Annotated in this window: 17 protein-coding genes; 14 read left to right on the plus strand and 3 right to left on the minus strand. The window is 57.8% G+C overall.

Features of this window, described 5'->3' with window-relative positions; genetic code table 11:
• Positions 1 to 3: 3 nt before the first annotated feature.
• The gene (gene xthA / locus DBY73_RS01335) at positions 4 to 810 is read right to left on the minus strand and encodes an exodeoxyribonuclease III (RefSeq protein WP_112009426.1); all 807 of its coding nucleotides are present in this window, start codon (positions 808 to 810) and stop codon (positions 4 to 6) included.
• 433 nt (positions 811 to 1,243) lie between these two features.
• Here xthA and DBY73_RS01340 point away from each other — a divergent pair, with 433 nt between their 5' ends.
• The 7 genes from DBY73_RS01340 to ves all read left to right on the plus strand — a co-directional run bounded on the left by DBY73_RS01340 (position 1,244) and on the right by ves (position 8,936).
• On the plus strand, positions 1,244 to 2,464 hold the full coding sequence (locus DBY73_RS01340; protein ID WP_112009427.1) for an aspartate aminotransferase family protein: 1,221 nt from the start codon (positions 1,244 to 1,246) through the stop codon (positions 2,462 to 2,464).
• A complete protein-coding gene (astA, locus tag DBY73_RS01345) occupies positions 2,461 to 3,495 on the plus strand; it encodes an arginine N-succinyltransferase (protein WP_112009428.1) in 1,035 nt (344 codons plus the stop codon). The genes DBY73_RS01340 and astA overlap by 4 nt, the downstream gene beginning before the upstream one ends.
• On the plus strand, positions 3,492 to 4,979 hold the full coding sequence (gene astD, locus DBY73_RS01350; RefSeq protein WP_112009429.1) for a succinylglutamate-semialdehyde dehydrogenase: 1,488 nt from the start codon (positions 3,492 to 3,494) through the stop codon (positions 4,977 to 4,979). Before astA ends, astD begins: the two co-directional genes overlap by 4 nt.
• Positions 4,966 to 6,291, plus strand: a complete 1,326-nt coding sequence (astB, locus tag DBY73_RS01355; RefSeq protein WP_112009430.1) for an N-succinylarginine dihydrolase — start codon at positions 4,966 to 4,968, stop codon at positions 6,289 to 6,291. The genes astD and astB overlap by 14 nt, the downstream gene beginning before the upstream one ends.
• Before the next feature lie 9 nt (positions 6,292 to 6,300).
• Positions 6,301 to 7,266: a succinylglutamate desuccinylase gene (gene astE, locus DBY73_RS01360; protein ID WP_112009431.1), complete on the plus strand. Its 966-nt coding sequence runs from the start codon at positions 6,301 to 6,303 to the stop codon at positions 7,264 to 7,266.
• A gap of 334 nt (positions 7,267 to 7,600) precedes the next feature.
• On the plus strand, positions 7,601 to 8,095 hold the full coding sequence (gene spy / locus DBY73_RS01365) for an ATP-independent periplasmic protein-refolding chaperone Spy (RefSeq protein ID WP_181573193.1): 495 nt from the start codon (positions 7,601 to 7,603) through the stop codon (positions 8,093 to 8,095).
• 283 nt (positions 8,096 to 8,378) lie between these two features.
• On the plus strand, positions 8,379 to 8,936 hold the full coding sequence (gene ves, locus DBY73_RS01370) for an environmental stress-induced protein Ves (RefSeq protein WP_112009433.1): 558 nt from the start codon (positions 8,379 to 8,381) through the stop codon (positions 8,934 to 8,936).
• Here ves and cho read toward each other — a convergent pair.
• Together cho and nadE are read right to left on the minus strand one after the other, a co-directional pair.
• Positions 8,914 to 9,792 carry an excinuclease Cho gene (cho, locus tag DBY73_RS01375; protein WP_220092919.1) on the minus strand — a complete coding sequence of 293 codons (879 nt, stop codon included), beginning with the start codon at positions 9,790 to 9,792 and terminating at the stop codon, positions 8,914 to 8,916. The genes ves and cho overlap by 23 nt on opposite strands.
• A 591-nt stretch (positions 9,793 to 10,383) precedes the next feature.
• On the minus strand, positions 10,384 to 11,208 hold the full coding sequence (gene nadE / locus DBY73_RS01380; protein WP_112009435.1) for an ammonia-dependent NAD(+) synthetase: 825 nt from the start codon (positions 11,206 to 11,208) through the stop codon (positions 10,384 to 10,386).
• A gap of 232 nt (positions 11,209 to 11,440) precedes the next feature.
• Between nadE and osmE the strand changes: the two genes are divergently transcribed.
• The 7 genes from osmE to chbG all read left to right on the plus strand — a co-directional run bounded on the left by osmE (position 11,441) and on the right by chbG (position 17,295).
• Complete coding sequence (gene osmE / locus DBY73_RS01385; protein ID WP_112009436.1) at positions 11,441 to 11,785, plus strand: osmotically-inducible lipoprotein OsmE; 345 nt, start codon at positions 11,441 to 11,443, stop codon at positions 11,783 to 11,785.
• Positions 11,786 to 12,066: 281 nt separating this feature from the next.
• Positions 12,067 to 12,384 carry a PTS N,N'-diacetylchitobiose transporter subunit IIB gene (gene chbB / locus DBY73_RS01390; RefSeq protein ID WP_112009437.1) on the plus strand — a complete coding sequence of 106 codons (318 nt, stop codon included), beginning with the start codon at positions 12,067 to 12,069 and terminating at the stop codon, positions 12,382 to 12,384.
• A gap of 81 nt (positions 12,385 to 12,465) precedes the next feature.
• A complete protein-coding gene (chbC, locus tag DBY73_RS01395; protein ID WP_112009438.1) occupies positions 12,466 to 13,824 on the plus strand; it encodes a PTS N,N'-diacetylchitobiose transporter subunit IIC in 1,359 nt (452 codons plus the stop codon).
• A 47-nt stretch (positions 13,825 to 13,871) separates the two neighbouring features.
• Positions 13,872 to 14,219, plus strand: coding sequence for a PTS N,N'-diacetylchitobiose transporter subunit IIA (gene chbA / locus DBY73_RS01400; protein WP_112009439.1), 348 nt, complete (start codon positions 13,872 to 13,874; stop codon positions 14,217 to 14,219).
• 5 nt (positions 14,220 to 14,224) lie between these two features.
• Positions 14,225 to 15,067 (plus strand): transcriptional regulator ChbR, encoded by an 843-nt coding sequence (gene chbR / locus DBY73_RS01405; RefSeq protein ID WP_112009440.1) that lies wholly within the window; start codon positions 14,225 to 14,227, stop codon positions 15,065 to 15,067.
• A gap of 109 nt (positions 15,068 to 15,176) precedes the next feature.
• Positions 15,177 to 16,532 carry a 6-phospho-beta-glucosidase gene (locus DBY73_RS01410; protein ID WP_112009441.1) on the plus strand — a complete coding sequence of 452 codons (1,356 nt, stop codon included), beginning with the start codon at positions 15,177 to 15,179 and terminating at the stop codon, positions 16,530 to 16,532.
• A gap of 10 nt (positions 16,533 to 16,542) precedes the next feature.
• Positions 16,543 to 17,295 (plus strand): chitin disaccharide deacetylase, encoded by a 753-nt coding sequence (gene chbG / locus DBY73_RS01415; RefSeq protein WP_112009442.1) that lies wholly within the window; start codon positions 16,543 to 16,545, stop codon positions 17,293 to 17,295.
• The last annotated feature ends 21 nt before the right edge of the window (positions 17,296 to 17,316 follow it).

A 17,316-nucleotide genomic window follows, 5' to 3' on the forward strand; every position in this document is an offset into this window, starting at 1 on the left:
GCGTTACAGCTTGAATTTCGCCCATACCGGCGCATGATCCGACGGTTTTTCCATGCTGCGAATGTCGTAGTCAATCCCGGTTTCAACGCAGCGCTCTGCCAGCGGCGAGCTTGCCAGCAGCAGGTCGATGCGCAGGCCGCGGTTGTCGTCGAAGCCTTTCGAGCGATAGTCGAACCACGAGAAGCGATCCTGCGTCTCCGGGTTAGCGGCGCGGAAGGTATCCACCAGGCCCCAGCCGAGCAGGCGGTCCATCCACTCGCGCTCTTCCGGCAGGAAGGAACATTTGCCGGTGCGCAGCCAGCGCTTGCGGTTCTCTTCACCAATGCCGATGTCCAGGTCGGTCGGGCTGATATTCACATCACCCATGATCAGCACCGGATTCTCTTTGTCCAGCTCGGTGGTCAGGTAGTTTTGCAGGTCCTGATAAAACTTCGCTTTGGCCGGGAACTTGGTTGGATGATCGCGGCTTTCGCCCTGCGGGAAGTAGCCGTTGATCACCGTGATGTTGCCCAGCGGGGACGGAATTTCCGCCATGATGATGCGGCGCTGCGCCTCTTCATCATCGCCCGGGAAGCCGCGACGCACCGATACCGGCGTCTCTTTGGTCAACAGCGCCACGCCGTAGTGGCCTTTCTGCCCGTGATAGAAGACGTTGTAGCCCAGCTTCGCGACCTCTTCGAGCGGGAACATATCGTCGTGGACTTTTGTCTCCTGCAGGCCGATTACGTCAGGCTGATGTTGCTCAACAATTGCTTCAAGCTGATGGGGGCGGGCACGCAGGCCGTTGATATTAAAAGAGACAAATTTCATAGTCGCTGCCAATGCAAGGTGAATAGTGCAGGGATGGTAGCAGAATTTGCCGCGTCTGGTATCGGGATCGACCAATAACTGCAACAGATAACGTCAACGGTGCAATTTTTGCACCATTACGACGCGCGCTGCCCGCAAACAGGGCGCAAACGATCGCTAAATTTCGCGAGCGATCACAATTCCAGAATTATATTTGGCCTCTGCATACTCTTTCTGATTTTCGTGCGGCAAAGCGCCGCTTGTCGTAAAAATATTCACTTTTTATGCAATAACAGTGAATAACTCCATATCGTAACCCGTTGATATTCTGTCTGAACAACCCGTTTATGCATTTTTATCGCTGGCTGGCACGAAGGCTGCAATCTACATTCACAGTGCAAACACTCAAATATTTAACATTTAAACAACCTTTTATTTACCGGATGAGGTCGCTATGTCTCTGTCAATCACGCGTGAAAATTTCGATGAATGGATGATGCCGGTTTACGCTCCGGCGGCTTTTATTCCGGTACGGGGGGAAGGCTCACGCCTGTGGGATCAGCAGGGCAAAGAGTATATCGACTTTGCCGGCGGGATCGCGGTAAATGCGCTGGGCCACGCGCATCCGGCGCTGCGTCAGGCGCTGAACGACCAGGCGGCTAAGTTCTGGCATACCGGCAACGGCTATACCAACGAGCCGGCGCTGCGACTGGCGAAAAAGCTGATCGACGCCACCTTCGCTGAAAAAGTCTTTTTCTGTAATTCGGGGGCGGAAGCCAACGAGGCGGCGCTCAAGCTGGCGCGCAAATACGCCCACGATAAGTTCGGCGCGCACAAGAGCGGCATCGTGGCGTTCAAGAACGCCTTCCACGGCCGCACGCTGTTTACCGTGAGCGCGGGCGGCCAGCCGTCCTACTCGCAGGACTTTGCGCCGCTGCCGCCGGACATTCGCCACGCGGCCTATAACGATCTCGACTCTGCCCGCGAGCTGATTAATGACAACACCTGCGCGGTGATCGTCGAGCCGATGCAGGGCGAAGGCGGCGTGGTGCCCGCGCAGAAGGCCTTCCTGCAGGGGCTGCGCGAGCTGTGCGATCGCCACAACGCGGTGCTGATTTTCGATGAGGTCCAGACCGGCGTGGGCCGCACCGGCGAGCTGTATGCCTACATGCATTATGGCGTCACGCCGGACGTGCTCTCCACCGCGAAAGCGCTGGGCGGCGGCTTCCCGGTAGGGGCGATGCTGACCACCGATAAATTCGCCAGCGTGATGGTTGTCGGCACGCACGGCACAACGTACGGCGGTAACCCGCTGGCCACGGCGGTCGCCGGGCAGGTGCTCGATATCATCAATACGCCAGAGGTGCTCAACGGCGTGAAGCAACGCCACGCGTGGTTCGTGGAGCGCCTGAACGCCATCAACGGTAAGACCGGCCTGTTCAAAGAGATCCGCGGCCTGGGGCTGCTGATCGGCTGCGAGCTTGCGCCTGAGTTTGCCGGAAAAGCGAAGCTGGTTTCACAGGAAGCGGCGAAGCTGGGCGTGATGGTGCTGATTGCCGGTGCCAACGTGGTGCGCTTTGCGCCGGCGCTGGTGGTGAGCGAAGAGGAAATTCGCACAGGCTTAGACCGCTTTGCGCTGGCCTGTGAAAAAGTGAAGTCCGGGGTGTCATCATGATGGTCATCCGTCCCGTTGAGCGCGGCGATATCGCCGCGCTCATGCAGCTCGCCGGTAAGACGGGAGGCGGGCTGACCTCGCTTCCCGTTGATGAGAAAACGCTGTCGGCGCGCATCGAGCGCGCCCTGCAAACCTGGCAGGGGACGTTGCCAAAAAGCGAACAGGGCTACGTGTTCGTGCTGGAAGACACCGACACCGGAACGGTCGCCGGGATTTGCGCCATTGAGGTGGCGGTCGGCCTGAACGACCCGTGGTACAACTACCGCGTCGGCACCATGGTTCACGCTTCGAAAGAGCTGAACGTTTACAACGCGCTGCCGACGCTGTTTCTCTGTAACGATCACACCGGCGCCAGCGAGCTCTGCACGCTGTTCCTCGACCCGGAGTGGCGCAAGGAGGGCAACGGCTATCTGCTCTCTAAATCGCGCTTTATGTTTATGGCCGCGTTTCGCGATCGCTTTAACGAAAAGGTCGTTGCAGAAATGCGCGGCGTGATAGACGAAAAAGGCTATTCGCCGTTCTGGGAAAGCCTGGGCGAACGCTTCTTTTCGATGGAATTTAGCCGCGCGGACTATCTGTGCGGAACCGGGCAGAAGGCGTTTATCGCCGAGCTGATGCCGAAGCATCCTATCTATACCCATTTCTTAACCCCGGAAGCGCAGGCGGTGATTGGTGAAGTTCATCCGCAAACCGCGCCTGCCCGCGCGGTGCTGGAGAAAGAGGGATTCCGCTACCGCAACTACGTCGACATCTTTGACGGCGGGCCGACGCTGGAGTGCGACATCGACCGCGTGCGTGCGATCCGCAAAAGCCGCCTCGTGCAGGTGGCGGAAGGCCAGCCCGCGCCGGGCGAGTGGCCCGCCTGCCTGGTGGCAAACGAGCACTACGAAAACTTCCGCGCCATGCTGGTGCGAACCAACCCGAAATGCGAGCGCCTGGTGCTGACCGCCGCGCAGCTCGATGCCCTGAAATGCAATGCCGGCGACGCGGTTCGCCTGGTGCGGCTCTGCCCGGAGGAGAAGACAGCATGACTTTATGGATTAACGGTGACTGGATCACGGGCGAGGGCGAACCGCGCGTTAAAACCAATCCGGTGGGCAAAGAGGTGCTCTGGCAGGGCAACGACGCCAGCGCGGGGCAGGTTGAGCTGGCCTGTGCCTCCGCGCGCCGCGCGTTTCCGGCGTGGGCGAAACAGCCATTCTCCGCGCGTCAGGCGATCGTCGAAAAATTTGCCGGGCTGCTGGAGGCCAATAAAGCCGAGCTGACGCGCATTATCGCGTCCGAGACCAGCAAGCCGCGCTGGGAGGCGGCGACCGAGGTGGCGGCGATGATCGGCAAAGTCGCGATTTCGGTGAAGGCTTACCACACCCGCACCGGCGAGCAGCACACCGAGATGCCCGACGGCGCCGCCACGCTGCGCCACCGGCCGCACGGCGTGCTGGCGGTGTTTGGCCCGTACAATTTCCCCGGCCATCTGCCGAACGGGCATATCGTGCCCGCGCTGCTGGCGGGCAACACCGTGATCTTCAAGCCGAGCGAGCTCACGCCGCTGACCGGAGAGGCGGTGGTGAAACTCTGGGAGCAGGCGGGCCTGCCGCCGGGCGTGCTGAACCTGGTGCAGGGCGGGCGCGAAACGGGTCAGGCGCTGAGCGCGCTCGCCGACGTTGACGGCCTGCTGTTTACCGGCAGCGCCGGAACGGGCTACCAGCTGCACCGCCAGCTGGCCGGGCAGCCGGAAAAAATTCTGGCGCTGGAGATGGGCGGCAACAACCCGCTGATCGTGGAAGATCCTGACGATATTGATGCGGCGGTGCATCTGACCATCCAGTCGGCCTTTATTACCGCCGGGCAGCGCTGCACCTGCGCGCGCCGCCTGCTGGTGAAGCGCGGGGCGCAGGGGGATGCGTTCCTTAAGCGCCTCGTCGAGGTGAGCGCGCGGCTGGTTCCGGCAAAATGGGACGCCGAGCCGCAGCCGTTTATCGGCGGGCTGATCTCCGGGCAGGCGGCGCAGAACGTGCTGAACGCCTGGCAGGATCACGTTTCGCGCGGGGCGAAAACCCTGTTGGAGCCGAAGCTGGTTGAGCCGGAGACATCGCTGCTGACGCCGGGCATTATTGAGATGAGCGGCGCGAGCCGCGTGCCGGACGAAGAGGTCTTTGGCCCGCTGCTGTGCGTCTGGCGCTATGACGATTTTGACAGCGCCATCGCGATGGCCAATAACACCCGCTACGGCCTGTCGAGCGGGCTGATTTCGCCGCAGCGCGAGAAGTTTGACCAACTCCTGCTGGAAGCGCGCGCCGGGATCGTCAACTGGAACAAACCGCTGACCGGCGCGGCGAGCACCGCCCCGTTTGGCGGCGTGGGGGCGTCGGGCAACCATCGCGCCAGCGCGTGGTATGCGGCTGATTACTGCGCGTGGCCGATGGCGAGCCTGGAAACGCCCGCGCTGACGCTGCCGGGCACGCTCAGCCCGGGTCTGGATTTTTCGCAGGGAGACGATCATGAAAGCGCGTGAGGTTAACTTTGACGGGCTGGTGGGGCTGACGCACCACTACGCCGGGCTGTCGTTTGGCAATGAGGCCTCGACGAAGCACCGCTTTCAGGTCTCTAACCCGAAGCTGGCGGCGAAGCAGGGGCTGCTGAAGATGAAGGCGCTCTCGGACGCCGGTTTCCCGCAGGCGGTGATCCCGCCGCAGGAGCGCCCTAACGTGCCCGTTCTTCGCCAGCTCGGCTTTAGCGGCAGCGACGAGCAGGTGGTCGAAAAGGCGGGAACGCAAACGCCGCACCTGCTGTCGGCGGCCAGCTCCGCGTCCTCTATGTGGGTGGCTAACGCGGCAACCGTCGCGCCGTCGGCGGATACGCTGGACGGCAAGGTTCACCTGACGGTCGCTAACCTCAACAACAAGTTCCACCGCACCACGGAAGCGGAAACCACCGAGCGCGTGCTGCGCGCCATTTTTAATGATGAAGCCCATTTTGAGGTGCATCAGGCGCTGCCGCAGGTAGCGATGTTTGGCGATGAAGGCGCTGCCAACCATAATCGCCTGGGCGGTGACTACGGCGAGCCGGGCCTTCAGCTCTTTATCTACGGGCGCGAAGAGGGCGGTCCTTCCGCACCGGCCCGCTATCCGGCGCGCCAGACGCTCGCGGCAAGCCAGGCCGTCGCGCGGGTGAATCAGGTCAATCCGTCGCAGGTGATGTTTGCCCAGCAAAACCCGCACGTTATCGATCAGGGCGTGTTCCATAACGACGTGATTGCCGTCTCCAACCGCCAGGTGCTGTTCTGTCACGAGCAGGCGTTTGCCCAGCAGGACAGGCTGCTCGCCGCGCTGCGCGAGCGGGTGCCCGGCTTTACGCCGATTCAGGTACCCACTGAGGCGGTCAGCGTGCAGGACGCGGTCGAAACCTACCTCTTCAATAGCCAGCTGCTGAGCCGGGATGACGGCAGCATGATGCTGGTCCTGCCGCAGGAGTCGCGCAACCATGACGGCGTGTGGCGCTATCTGAGCGCGCTGGTGAAAGCCGATAACCCGATCGACGAGCTGAGGGTGTTTGACCTGCGCGAAAGCATGGCCAACGGCGGCGGTCCGGCCTGTTTACGCCTTCGCGTGGTGCTGACGCAGGATGAAATGCGTGCGGTCAATCCTGCGGTGATGATGAACGACGCGCTGTTTAACAGCCTTAACGACTGGGTCGAGCGCTACTATCGCGACCGGCTCACCCAGGCCGACCTGGTTGATCCGCAGCTGCTGCGCGAAGGGCGCGAGGCGCTGGACGCATTGACGAACATCCTGCGGCTGGGATCGGTTTATCCGTTCCAGCGCTAAGGGGAGGGTATGGAAAATTTACTGGCGCTGACGCTGGCGAACGACTCGCCGGCGCGGCGCGAGGGGGAAGGCCCCTCATTTCGCTGGCGCTGGCTTGAGCGCGGCGTGCTGGAGCTGACGCCGTTTGACGAGGACGGACGGTCGCTGCTGCTGTCGTCGGGCATTCACGGCAACGAAACCGCGCCGGTCGAGATTGTCGACCTGCTGCTGCGCGCGCTGTATCGCGGTGATATTAGCCTGCGCTGCCGCGTGCTGGTGGTGCTCGGCAACCCGCCCGCGCTGGCGCAGAATAAGCGCTACCTCGAAAGCGATCTTAACCGCATGTTCGGCGGGCGCTGGGCGCAGTTTCCGCAGGGCGATGAGACGGCGCGCGCGCAGCGGCTTGAGCAGGCGGCGAGCGCATTTTTCGCCGCCGCCGGGCCGGACCGCTGGCATCTCGATCTGCACACGGCGATCCGCGCGTCGTACCACGTGCGCTTCGGCGTGCTCCCCCAGCGCGATGGGCCGTGGGATGACGATTTCCTGCGCTGGCTTGGCGACGCGGGGCTGGAGGCGCTGGTCTTCCACCAGGCGCCAGGGGGCACCTTTACCCACTTCACCTGTGAAAAGCACGGCGCGCTGGCCTGCACGCTGGAGCTGGGAAAAGCGCTGCCGTTCGGGCATAACGATCTCGAACGCTTTGCGCCCACGCACGCCGCGCTGCGGGCCCTGCTGGGCGGGTCAGCACCCGAGCGCGCGGCTGAACCTCCGGTGCGCTATCGCGTGGTACAGCAAATTACGCGCCGCAGCGAGCATTTCCGGCTGCATATGGCCGCACACACGCTGAACTTTACGCCGTTCCGCCAGGGCGCGCTGCTGGCCGAGGACGGAGAAGAGCGTTACGAGGTGCAGAAAGCGACGGAGTATGTTCTTTTCCCGAATCCCGCCGTGGCGTTTGGCCTCAGGGCCGGGCTGATGCTGGAAAAATTAGCCTGAGTGTGGCCCCTCTCTTTTATGCGAGGGGCTCCAGTCCTTTTATTTTCTTGACCATAAGCGCGATTGCCGATCTTTTGCAGATTATTCCTGGTGAATTGCTTTATTAATAATCTCTCTTTGGATATACTTCTGCATATTCTCTTTAAAATCATTGAATTGAATATTTTCGTTTCAACTCTCCACGCTTTATCCTTAATTTCTCCATATTTGGTGAAAATGTGTTTTATACGCTTTCATTGTTTTACCGTTACTCTGACTAATTGACGATAAACCCCGTAAAGTTAATCTCGTCAACACGGCAACACGCCGAAGAATAACTGAAAGTAAGGAAATAATTATGCGTAAGTTAACTGCACTGTTTGTTGCTTCTACCCTGGCTCTGGGCGCTGCAGGTACGGCGTTCGCCGCAGATACCGCAACCGCGACGGCCGCGCCTGCTGAAGGCAAAATGATGATGCATCATAAAGGCATGCCGGGTATGCATCACGACATGATGTTTAAAGACCTGAACCTGACCGACGCACAGAAGCAGCAGGTGCGCGACATCATGAAAAGCCAGCGCGACCAGATGAAGCGTCCGCCGCTGGAAGAGCGCCGCGCAATGCATGACATCATCGCCAGCGACAGCTTCGATAAGGCAAAAGCTGAAGCACAGATCGACAAGATGGCCGCGCAGCACAAGGCAATGATGCTGTCCCGCATGGAGACTCAGAATAAGATCTACAACATTCTGACTCCGGAACAGAAAAAACAATTCAATGCCAATTTTGAGAAGCGTCTGACAGAACGTCACGCGCCGGAAGGTAAAATGCCTGCACCAGCCGAATAATCGGTTAACTCTCTTAAGACCGCCGGGATCCTGTCCACAAAAGCGCAACCGCTGTGGGCAGGACCGGCGGTTTTTCTTTTCTCTCCCCTTGCCTGGCGCGATAAGCTCGGTATTCTCATCAGGTCGCTACAGAGAATGTTCAACGGAGTCATGGCGTTAGAATTTTTTTAACGTTCGTCTAAGGCATACCTCTCTGCTGCCGATAATAGCTAACGATAACAATCATAACCGCAGCGGTGGTGAACCGCGGCGTTGGGGCTGGCTGCGCCCTTCAGGAGAGGTGATGGAGTTCTTTGATATTCGTAAGATGCCGGTCAGCCTGTGGCGCAACGGTGCCGGAGAAACGCGCGAGATTTGCTGTTTTCCTCCCGCCACGCGTGATTTTTCGTGGCGAGCCAGCATTGCGTCTATTGCCAGCAACGGGGAGTTTTCCTCTTTTCCGGGCGTCGAACGGGTCATCACCCTTCTTGAGGGCGGCGAAGTTACGCTGGACGCGGGCCACGCGTTTTGCCATACCCTGAAGCACCATCAGCCGTATCGTTTTTCTGGCGATCTGCCCGTCAAGGCGCAGCTGACCGAAGGCCGGATGTCGATGGATTTCAATGTTATGACCCGCCGGGAGCATTGCCGGGCGAAGGTTCGCGTGGCCGATCGCACCTTCACCACCTTCGGCTCGCGGGGGGGCGTGATTTTTGTGCTAAGCGGGGCGTGGCAGCTTGGCGAAAAACTACTGACCGCCGATCAGGGGGCGTGTTGGGAAGAGGGCGTACATACCCTCCGCCTTCTGGAGTCCAGCGGCACGCTGCTGTTCAGTGAGATTACCTGGCTGCCGGGTCACTAAGCGCGACGATCTCGTATTGTCCGTTCAGCAGGGGTTTACAGAGGATTTTATAACCGTCCTGATCGAAACCGGCGGGCGCGCGCAGCAGCCCGGCAGCGTCGGTTAACTTTTCAACCGCGCCCAGCCACAGCCAGTTGTGGATGATGTGATAGTGCGTGAGGCCATCGCCGCACTCCTTCAGCGCAACGGCGCCTTCCCACGGCCAGCAGTTCACGCTTATCGATGCCAGCCCCGCCATAAATCGCGCCTGATGTTCTTCGACGGGTTCTTTTCCGCAGCATGCCCCCGCGCACCGCTTAAGCGCCGACCGGAAGCAGGCGCGCCCGCGGGTGGTGGCTTCCAGCCCCAGCAGGCCGTAGCAGAGCTTCAGCTCGTCCGCGAGGGATTGCAGCGTCTGCAGCGCGGCGCGCTTGTTGGCAAACAGCCCGTACAGGTTTGGCGTGCGGGAGAAATCCACCTCCCGGGCGTACACCACCTGAGGTTTGCCGCCGACGACCTGCAGCGAACAGAGCTGGCGATTGCGGCGCAAACGCTTGTTGAACAGCGGCTGCTGCTCCTTGATGAGCCGGGCTTCAAGCAGCAGCGCGCCCAGCTCGCCCGCCGTCTGGATCCAGGTGATGCGACGCGACTGGCGCAGCATCGCGGCTTCATCCGGCGTGCGCAGATGCGAGAGCACCCGGCTGCGGATATTGACGCTTTTGCCGATATAGAGCGGCATGGTGTCGCTTTCGCCATGAAAGAAATAGACGCCGGGCTGCCTGGGCAGCGCTTCCAGCCAGGGACGAAGATGTTCGGGATATTCATAGATGGCCGCCGCTTCGAACTCGAGACGCGGGGCGGATTGACGCCTGCTCACATAGTGCTCCGTATACTGTTCAGGTATACAGTGTAGCAGGTGTGGAGTGGTTAAAAAAGAGCCGGGTGGGGTTGCGCTGAACCGGCCAGATCGTGCGGTCTGTTGCCCTCACCCCAACCCTCTCCCACAGGGGTGAGGGTTCCCCACAAATTACAGTCTGGCACCGGATACCCCCTCTCCCTGGAGGGAGAGGGCCGGGGTGAGGGGGGGAACATACGGCAGTGGTGGTTATTCCGTTCACTTTATGAGCGTTGCTACTCTGAAATCACATTACTTGTGAACGTGTTAAGGAGGCTCACCGCCGCCTCCTTAACAATCCGGGCTCCCGGCAGAGAAAATCGCCGCTTCGCGGTGCCTTCGGCTTATTCCTTCCGGCTTATCGGGGGCGGGCGGAGGCAACGTCCCTGTAAAGCCGCCCTCTCGGCGCATCCCTGCGCCTCGCCCCGGCCTGCAGGAAAAGCCTCAGCGATTTTCAGCCGGACCGGGGGGCGCTGTAAGCTTTTTATTCTGTTAATAAAAACTTAATCGCTTCTGAATAAAATTTTTGTGGGGATTCCTCAGCCCACAGGGAGAGGGAGAAAATGCTCGCGTTTATTTCCAGAAATCGTCGAACACTGTAATCGGCGTGTGGCGTTTATGCTCGGTCTTCAAATACCAGCCTTCGATGATTTTTGCGATGCCCTCATCCAGCGTTTTGCCCTCCAGATAATCATCGATGTTATCGTAGGTCACGCCGAGCGCCGCTTCGTCCGGCAGGGAGGGGCGATCGTCTTCCAGGTCAGCCGTTGGCGCCTTCTTATATAAATGTTCGGGGCAGCCCAGCGCGGCAAGCAGCTGTTTGCCCTGGCGCTTGTTCAGGCGGAAAATCGGATTAATGTCCGTGCCGCCATCGCCGTACTTGGTGAAGAAGCCGGTGATGGCTTCCGCTGCGTGATCGGTTCCCACCACCACGCCTTTGGTCATGCTTGCAATGCTGTACTGCGCCTTCATGCGCTCGCGCGCTTTCTCATTACCGCGAACAAAATCGCTTAGCTCAATACCCGCTTCACGCAGCGCCTGTTCGCTGGCCAGAACAGCCCCTTTGATGTTGACGGTCAGCACCCGGTCTGGCTGGATAAACGCAATCGCGTCCTGACAGTCCTGTTCGTCAGCCTGCACGCCGTAGGGCAGGCGCACCGCGATAAACTGCAGCGCGCTGTCGCCAGTCTCTTCACGCAGCTCGGTGATGGCCATCTGGCATAGCTTGCCGGTGAGGGTGGAATCCTGACCGCCGCTGATGCCCAGCACGAGAGACTTCAGGAACGAATTTTTTTTCAGGTATGACTTCAAAAAATCAACGCTTCGGCGGATCTCTTCTTGCGCATCAACCGCGGGCTTTGCGCCCAGCGCCTGAATGATGTCTTGTTGCAGAGCCATGACGCCCCTCCCTATGCAGAACGAAACAGAAAGTGTATTCCGTTAAAACTAACCCGTTGGGCGAGAAACGACAAGGATCACCGTTTTAAGTGCGCTAAATTGCGACGTTTTAGCAGGTTATCGTTGTTTTATTAGATTTTTCCGAAATTCGTCTGGCGAAAATCACAAAGTTGAAGAATCGTGATTTTTATTCCATGCTTAGATAACACGCTGATAAACAAGAGGACGGAAAATGAATAAGAACGTAGCAGGAATTTTAAGTGCAGCGGCGGTTCTGACTATGCTGGCAGGGTGTACGGCTTACGATCGTACCAAGGACCAGTTTACTCAGCCAGTGGTGAAGGACGTTAAGAAAGGGATGACCCGTTCGCAGGTTGCCGCAATTGCCGGTAAGCCTTCGTCCGAAGTCACCATGATTCACGCGCGCGGTACCTGCCAGACCTACATCCTGGGTCAACGTGATGGTAAGGCAGAGACCTACTTCGTCGCGCTGGATGATACCGGACACGTAATCAATTCCGGCTATCAGACCTGTTCTGAATATGATACCGATCCGCAGGCGCCTAAGGCTCAGTAACCCTTTCAGCCTGATGATGTTAACAAACCGGCCAGCTGGCCGGTTTTTTTACGCCCGCGCTAATCTTATTTCTTCCCGCGAATTATTTAGCTGAAATGTGAAGGGAGTCAACAAGCCAGGTCAATGAGAGACAATTTGTGTCTGTTCAGAATTATCCCCTGCCTGTACCATTGCGTATACTCACTTCAACGACAAACAATGTTAAGCAAACTGCCCGTCAGCCAGGATAGCGAGTCGAGTGATAGCGCGACGGCGGGTGGCCAAACAAGAGGGAAGTTACGATGGAAAAGAAACATATTTATCTGTTTTGTTCTGCGGGCATGTCAACCTCACTGCTGGTATCAAAAATGCGCGCGCAGGCTGAAAAGTATGAAGTTCCCGTGGTAATTGAAGCGTTTCCGGAAACCCTGGCGGGCGAGAAAGGACAGGCTGCGGACGTCGTGCTGCTGGGGCCGCAAATTGCCTACATGCTGCCTGAAATTCAGCGTTTGCTGCCAAACAAGCCGGTTGAAGTTATTGATTCCGGGCTGTACGGCAAAATTGATGGTTTAGGTGTATTGAAAGCTGCTGTTGCAGCCATTAAAAAAGCTGCAAATTAATTATTTTATTTTTCCCGTCAAAGAGTAATTTCACACACAATACGCCGTAACCGTCGTTACGGCATTTAAGGGTATTTACCTATGAGTAAAGTCATCGCTTCACTTGAAAAGGTACTCCTTCCTTTTGCTGTTAAAATAGGAAAGCAGCCTCACGTTAATGCCATCAAAAACGGCTTTATTAAATTAATGCCGTTAACGCTGGCCGGGGCCATGTTCGTTTTAATTAACAACGTTTTCCTGAGCTTTGGCGAAGGGTCCTTCTTTTATTCATTAGGAATACGGCTAGACGCTTCCACCATTGAAACCCTTAATGGTTTAAAAGCCATCGGCGGCAACGTATATAACGGTACGTTAGGTATTATGTCGCTGATGGCGCCTTTCTTTATTGGGATGGCGCTGGCGGAAGAACGTAAAGTGGACCCGCTGGCCGCAGGGCTATTATCCGTTGCCGCATTCATGACCGTGACCCCGTACAGCGTAGGCGAAGCCTATGCGGTAGGGGCCAACTGGCTCGGCGGCGCAAACATTATTTCCGGTATTGTGATTGGCCTGGTGGTGGCAGAAATGTTCACCTTCATCATCCGCCGCAACTGGGTTATCCGCCTGCCGGATAGCGTACCGGCTTCCGTATCTCGTTCATTTTCCGCGTTGATTCCAGGCTTCATTATCCTCTCCATCATGGGGATTATCGCCTGGGCGCTCTCTCACTGGGGCACGAACTTCCACCAGATCATCATGGACTCTATCTCTACGCCGCTGGCGTCGATGGGGAGCGTGGTCGGCTGGGCGTATGTCATCTTTACCTCCCTGCTGTGGTTCTTCGGCGTGCATGGTTCACTGGCACTGGCGGCGCTGGACAGCGGTATCATGACCCCATGGGCACTGGAAAACGTTGCGCTTTACCAGCAGTACGGCTCCGTTGATGCGGCGCTGGCGGCCGGTAAAACCTTCCATGTGTGGGCGAAGCCGATGCTTGACTCCTATATCTTCCTGGGCGGTACCGGGGCGACGCTGGGTCTGATCATCGCGGTCTTTATTGTCTCTCGCCGCGCTGACCACCGTCAGGTTGCGAAGCTGGCGCTGCCGTCAGGCATCTTCCAGATTAACGAACCGATTCTGTTTGGTCTGCCGATCATCATGAACCCGGTCATGTTTATTCCGTTCGTACTGATTCAGCCGCTGCTGGCCGCGATTACCCTGACCGCGTACTACCTGGGCATTATCCCGCCGGTCACCAACATCGCACCGTGGACAATGCCGGCCGGTCTGGGCGCATTCTTCAATACCAACGGTAGCGTTGCCGCCTTCCTGCTGGCGATATTCAACCTCGGTATAGCCACGCTGCTTTACATGCCGTTCGTGGCGATTGCGAACAAAGCGCAAACCGTTATCGACGAAGAAGAGAGCGAAGAGGATATCGCCCTCGCACTGAAATTCTAAAGTTGCACGGCGCGGGGTAGCCCGCGCCAGCCAAAAGGAGCTTAAAGATGTTAGATTTAGACAGCATTGTTGCAGAAGAGGCGGTAGAGAACGATCTGGAAGAGGTGGTGATGGGGCTTATCATCAACTCGGGGCAGGCGCGCAGCCTGGCGTATGCGGCACTCAAGCAGGCCAAGCAGGGCGATTTCGCCGCGGCAAAGACTATGATGGATCAGTCCCGCACCGCGCTCAATGAAGCCCACCTGGTACAGACGAAGCTGATTGAGGGCGATCAGGGCGAAGGCAAAATGAAGGTTAGCCTCGTCCTGGTGCATGCGCAGGATCATCTGATGACCTCTATGCTGGCCCGCGAGCTGGTGGCAGAGCTCATCGAGCTTCACGAGAAAATGCAGTAAGGTTGATGGGGCAGCAGGAGGTCAGCACGATGGAAATTAAAACCGCACTTGAGCAGCAGCTGTTTAACGGCAAAAATTTTCACGTGGTTATCTACAACAAGACGGAGAGCGCCAGCGGTCTGCACCAGCATGACTACTATGAGTTCACGATTGTTCTGACCGGCCGCTACTATCAGGAGATCAACGGGAAGCGGGTCCTGCTTGAGCGCGGAGATTTCGTGTTCCTGCCAATGGGGTCGTATCACCAGAGTTTCTACGAATTTGGCGCCACCCGCATTCTCAACGTCGGCGTAAGCAGACGCTTCTTCGAGAAACACTACCTGCCGCTGGTACCGTTCTGCTTTGTGGCCTCACAGGTTTATCGCGTTAAAAACGAGTTTATGACCTGGATCGAGACGGTTATCGCCTCGCTCAACTTCCGCGACGGTGAATTTGATGAGTTTATTGAAACGGTCACGTTCTACGTCATGAACCGCCTTCGCCACCACCGCGAGGAGCAGCAGGTTGTTGACGATATTCCCCATTGGCTGCGCAGCACCGTTGAAATGATGCACGATAAATGTCAGTTCAGTGATAATGCCCTGGAGAATATGGTGGCGATATCGGGTAAATCGCAGGAGTATTTAACCCGCGCGACTCAACGCTATTATCGTAAAACGCCGGTGCAAATCATTAATGAAATCCGCATTAATTTTGCCAAAAAGCAGCTGGAAATAACCAACTACTCGGTGACCGATATTGCTTACGAATCGGGTTACAGTAGCCCCAGCCTGTTTATTAAAACCTTTAAGAAATTTACGTCATTCACACCGAACAGTTACCGAAAGAATTTGACGGTAATTAATTAACGGCAGACGGAGTATCCGTCAAGAATAATGATTTAATTGCTTGCCCAAATAGCGGGAAGAGAACGCTATACCTTGCAGGCGGTTAACCTGATACGCTAAGGGAGATATTATGCAACAGAAATTAAAAGTCGTAACCATTGGCGGCGGCAGCAGCTATACCCCGGAATTACTGGAAGGCTTTTTGAAACGCTATCATGAATTGCCGGTCAGCGAATTATGGCTGGTGGACGTTGAGGAAGGGCAGGAGAAGCTGGATATTATTTTTGACCTCTGCCAGCGCATGGTTGCCAAAGCGGGCGTTCCGTTAACCGTCCATAAAACGCTGGACCGCCGCCTGGCGCTGAAGGATGCCGATTTCGTCACCACCCAGCTGCGCGTTGGCCAGCTGAAGGCGCGCGAGCTGGATGAACGTATCCCGCTGAGCCACGGTTACCTGGGCCAGGAAACCAACGGCGCGGGCGGCCTGTTTAAAGGGCTGCGCACCATTCCGGTCATTTTTGACATTATCAAAGACGTGGAAGAGATCTGCCCGAACGCGTGGGTGATTAACTTCACCAACCCGGCGGGCATGGTGACCGAGGCCGTCTACCGCCATACCGGCTTTAAGCGCTTTATCGGCGTATGCAATATCCCGATCGGCATGAAGATGTTTATCCGCGACGTGCTGGAGCTGACCGATAGCGACGATCTTTCCATCGATCTGTTCGGCCTGAACCACATGGTGTTTATTAAAGATGTCATCGTGAACGGAAAATCGCGCTTTGACGAACTGCTGGACGGCGTGGCTTCCGGCCGCCTTACCGCGGCGTCGGTGAAGAACATCTTCGATCTGCCGTTCAGCGAGGGGCTGATCCGCTCCCTGAACCTGCTGCCGTGCTCGTACCTGCTTTACTACTTCAAGCAGAAAGAGATGCTGGCCATCGAAATGGGCGAGTACTACAAGGGCGGCGCGCGCGCGCAGGTGGTGCAGAAAGTTGAAAAGCAGCTCTTTGATTTGTACAAAGATCCTAACCTCAACGTGAAGCCAAAAGAGCTGGAGCAGCGCGGCGGGGCGTACTATTCTGACGCCGCGTGCGAAGTCATCAACGCCATTTACAACGACAAGCAGGCCGAGCATTACGTAAACGTGCCGCACCATGGCCACGTCGACAATATCCCGGCAGACTGGGCCGTGGAGATGACCTGCATCCTGGGGCGCGACGGCGCAAAACCGCATCCGCGCATTACCCATTTTGATGACAAGGTGATGGGCCTGATCCACACCATTAAGGGATTCGAGGTGGCGGCGAGCAACGCGGCGCTCAGCGGCGAGCTGAACGACGTGCTGCTGGCGCTGAACCTCAGTCCGCTGGTGCATTCCGACCGCGATGCGGAAGTGCTGGCGAGCGAGATGATCCTGGCCCATGAAAAATGGCTGCCCAACTTTGCCGCAACGGTCGAGAAGCTCAAGTCCAATCACCGCTAAGGGGAGAACGATGGAAAACCTGCTGATCGTAAATGCCGATGACTTTGGCCTGTCGAAGGGGCAGAACTACGGCATTATTGAGGCCTGCCGCCGGGGCGTCGTGACCTCTACGACGGCGTTAATCAACGGTGAGGCGGTTGAACATGCGGCTCAGCTAAGCCGCGAGGTGCCCGAGCTGGGCGTCGGCATGCACTTTGTGCTGACGCTGGGGATGCCGCTCTCTGCGATGCCGGGGCTTACCCGTGACGGACTGCTGGGGAAATGGATTTGGGAAATGGCGGAGCAGGGCGTGCTGCCGCTCGATGAAATTGCCCGCGAGCTGGACTGTCAGTTCAACCGCTTTGTCGACGTGTTTGGCCGCGAGCCGTCGCATATCGACAGCCACCACCACGTTCACATGATCCCGGCGATTTGCCCAGTCGTCGCCGAATTTGCAAAGCGCAAAGGGGTGGCGATGCGCGTGGATCGTAGCGTTCCGCAGGAGATGGACATGCCAGACGTGACGACAACGGACGGCTTCAGCAGCGCGTTTTACGGTGACGATATCAGCGAGGCGCTGTTCCTGAAGGTGCTGGATGATTCCGCCGCGCGCGGCGAACGGTCGCTTGAAGTGATGGCGCATCCGGCGTTTGTCGATAACATCGTGCGCAAAAGCGCCTACTGCTGGCCGCGCCTGGCGGAGCTGGACGTGCTGACCTCGGCGTCGCTGAAATATGCGATTGCCGAGCGCGGGTATCGTTTGGGGACGTTCAGGGATTTGTAAAAAATGTCCCCTCACCCTATC

This window comes from Enterobacter sp. RIT418, from assembly GCF_003057745.1.
In the GTDB taxonomy this organism is placed as follows: domain Bacteria; phylum Pseudomonadota; class Gammaproteobacteria; order Enterobacterales; family Enterobacteriaceae; genus Enterobacter.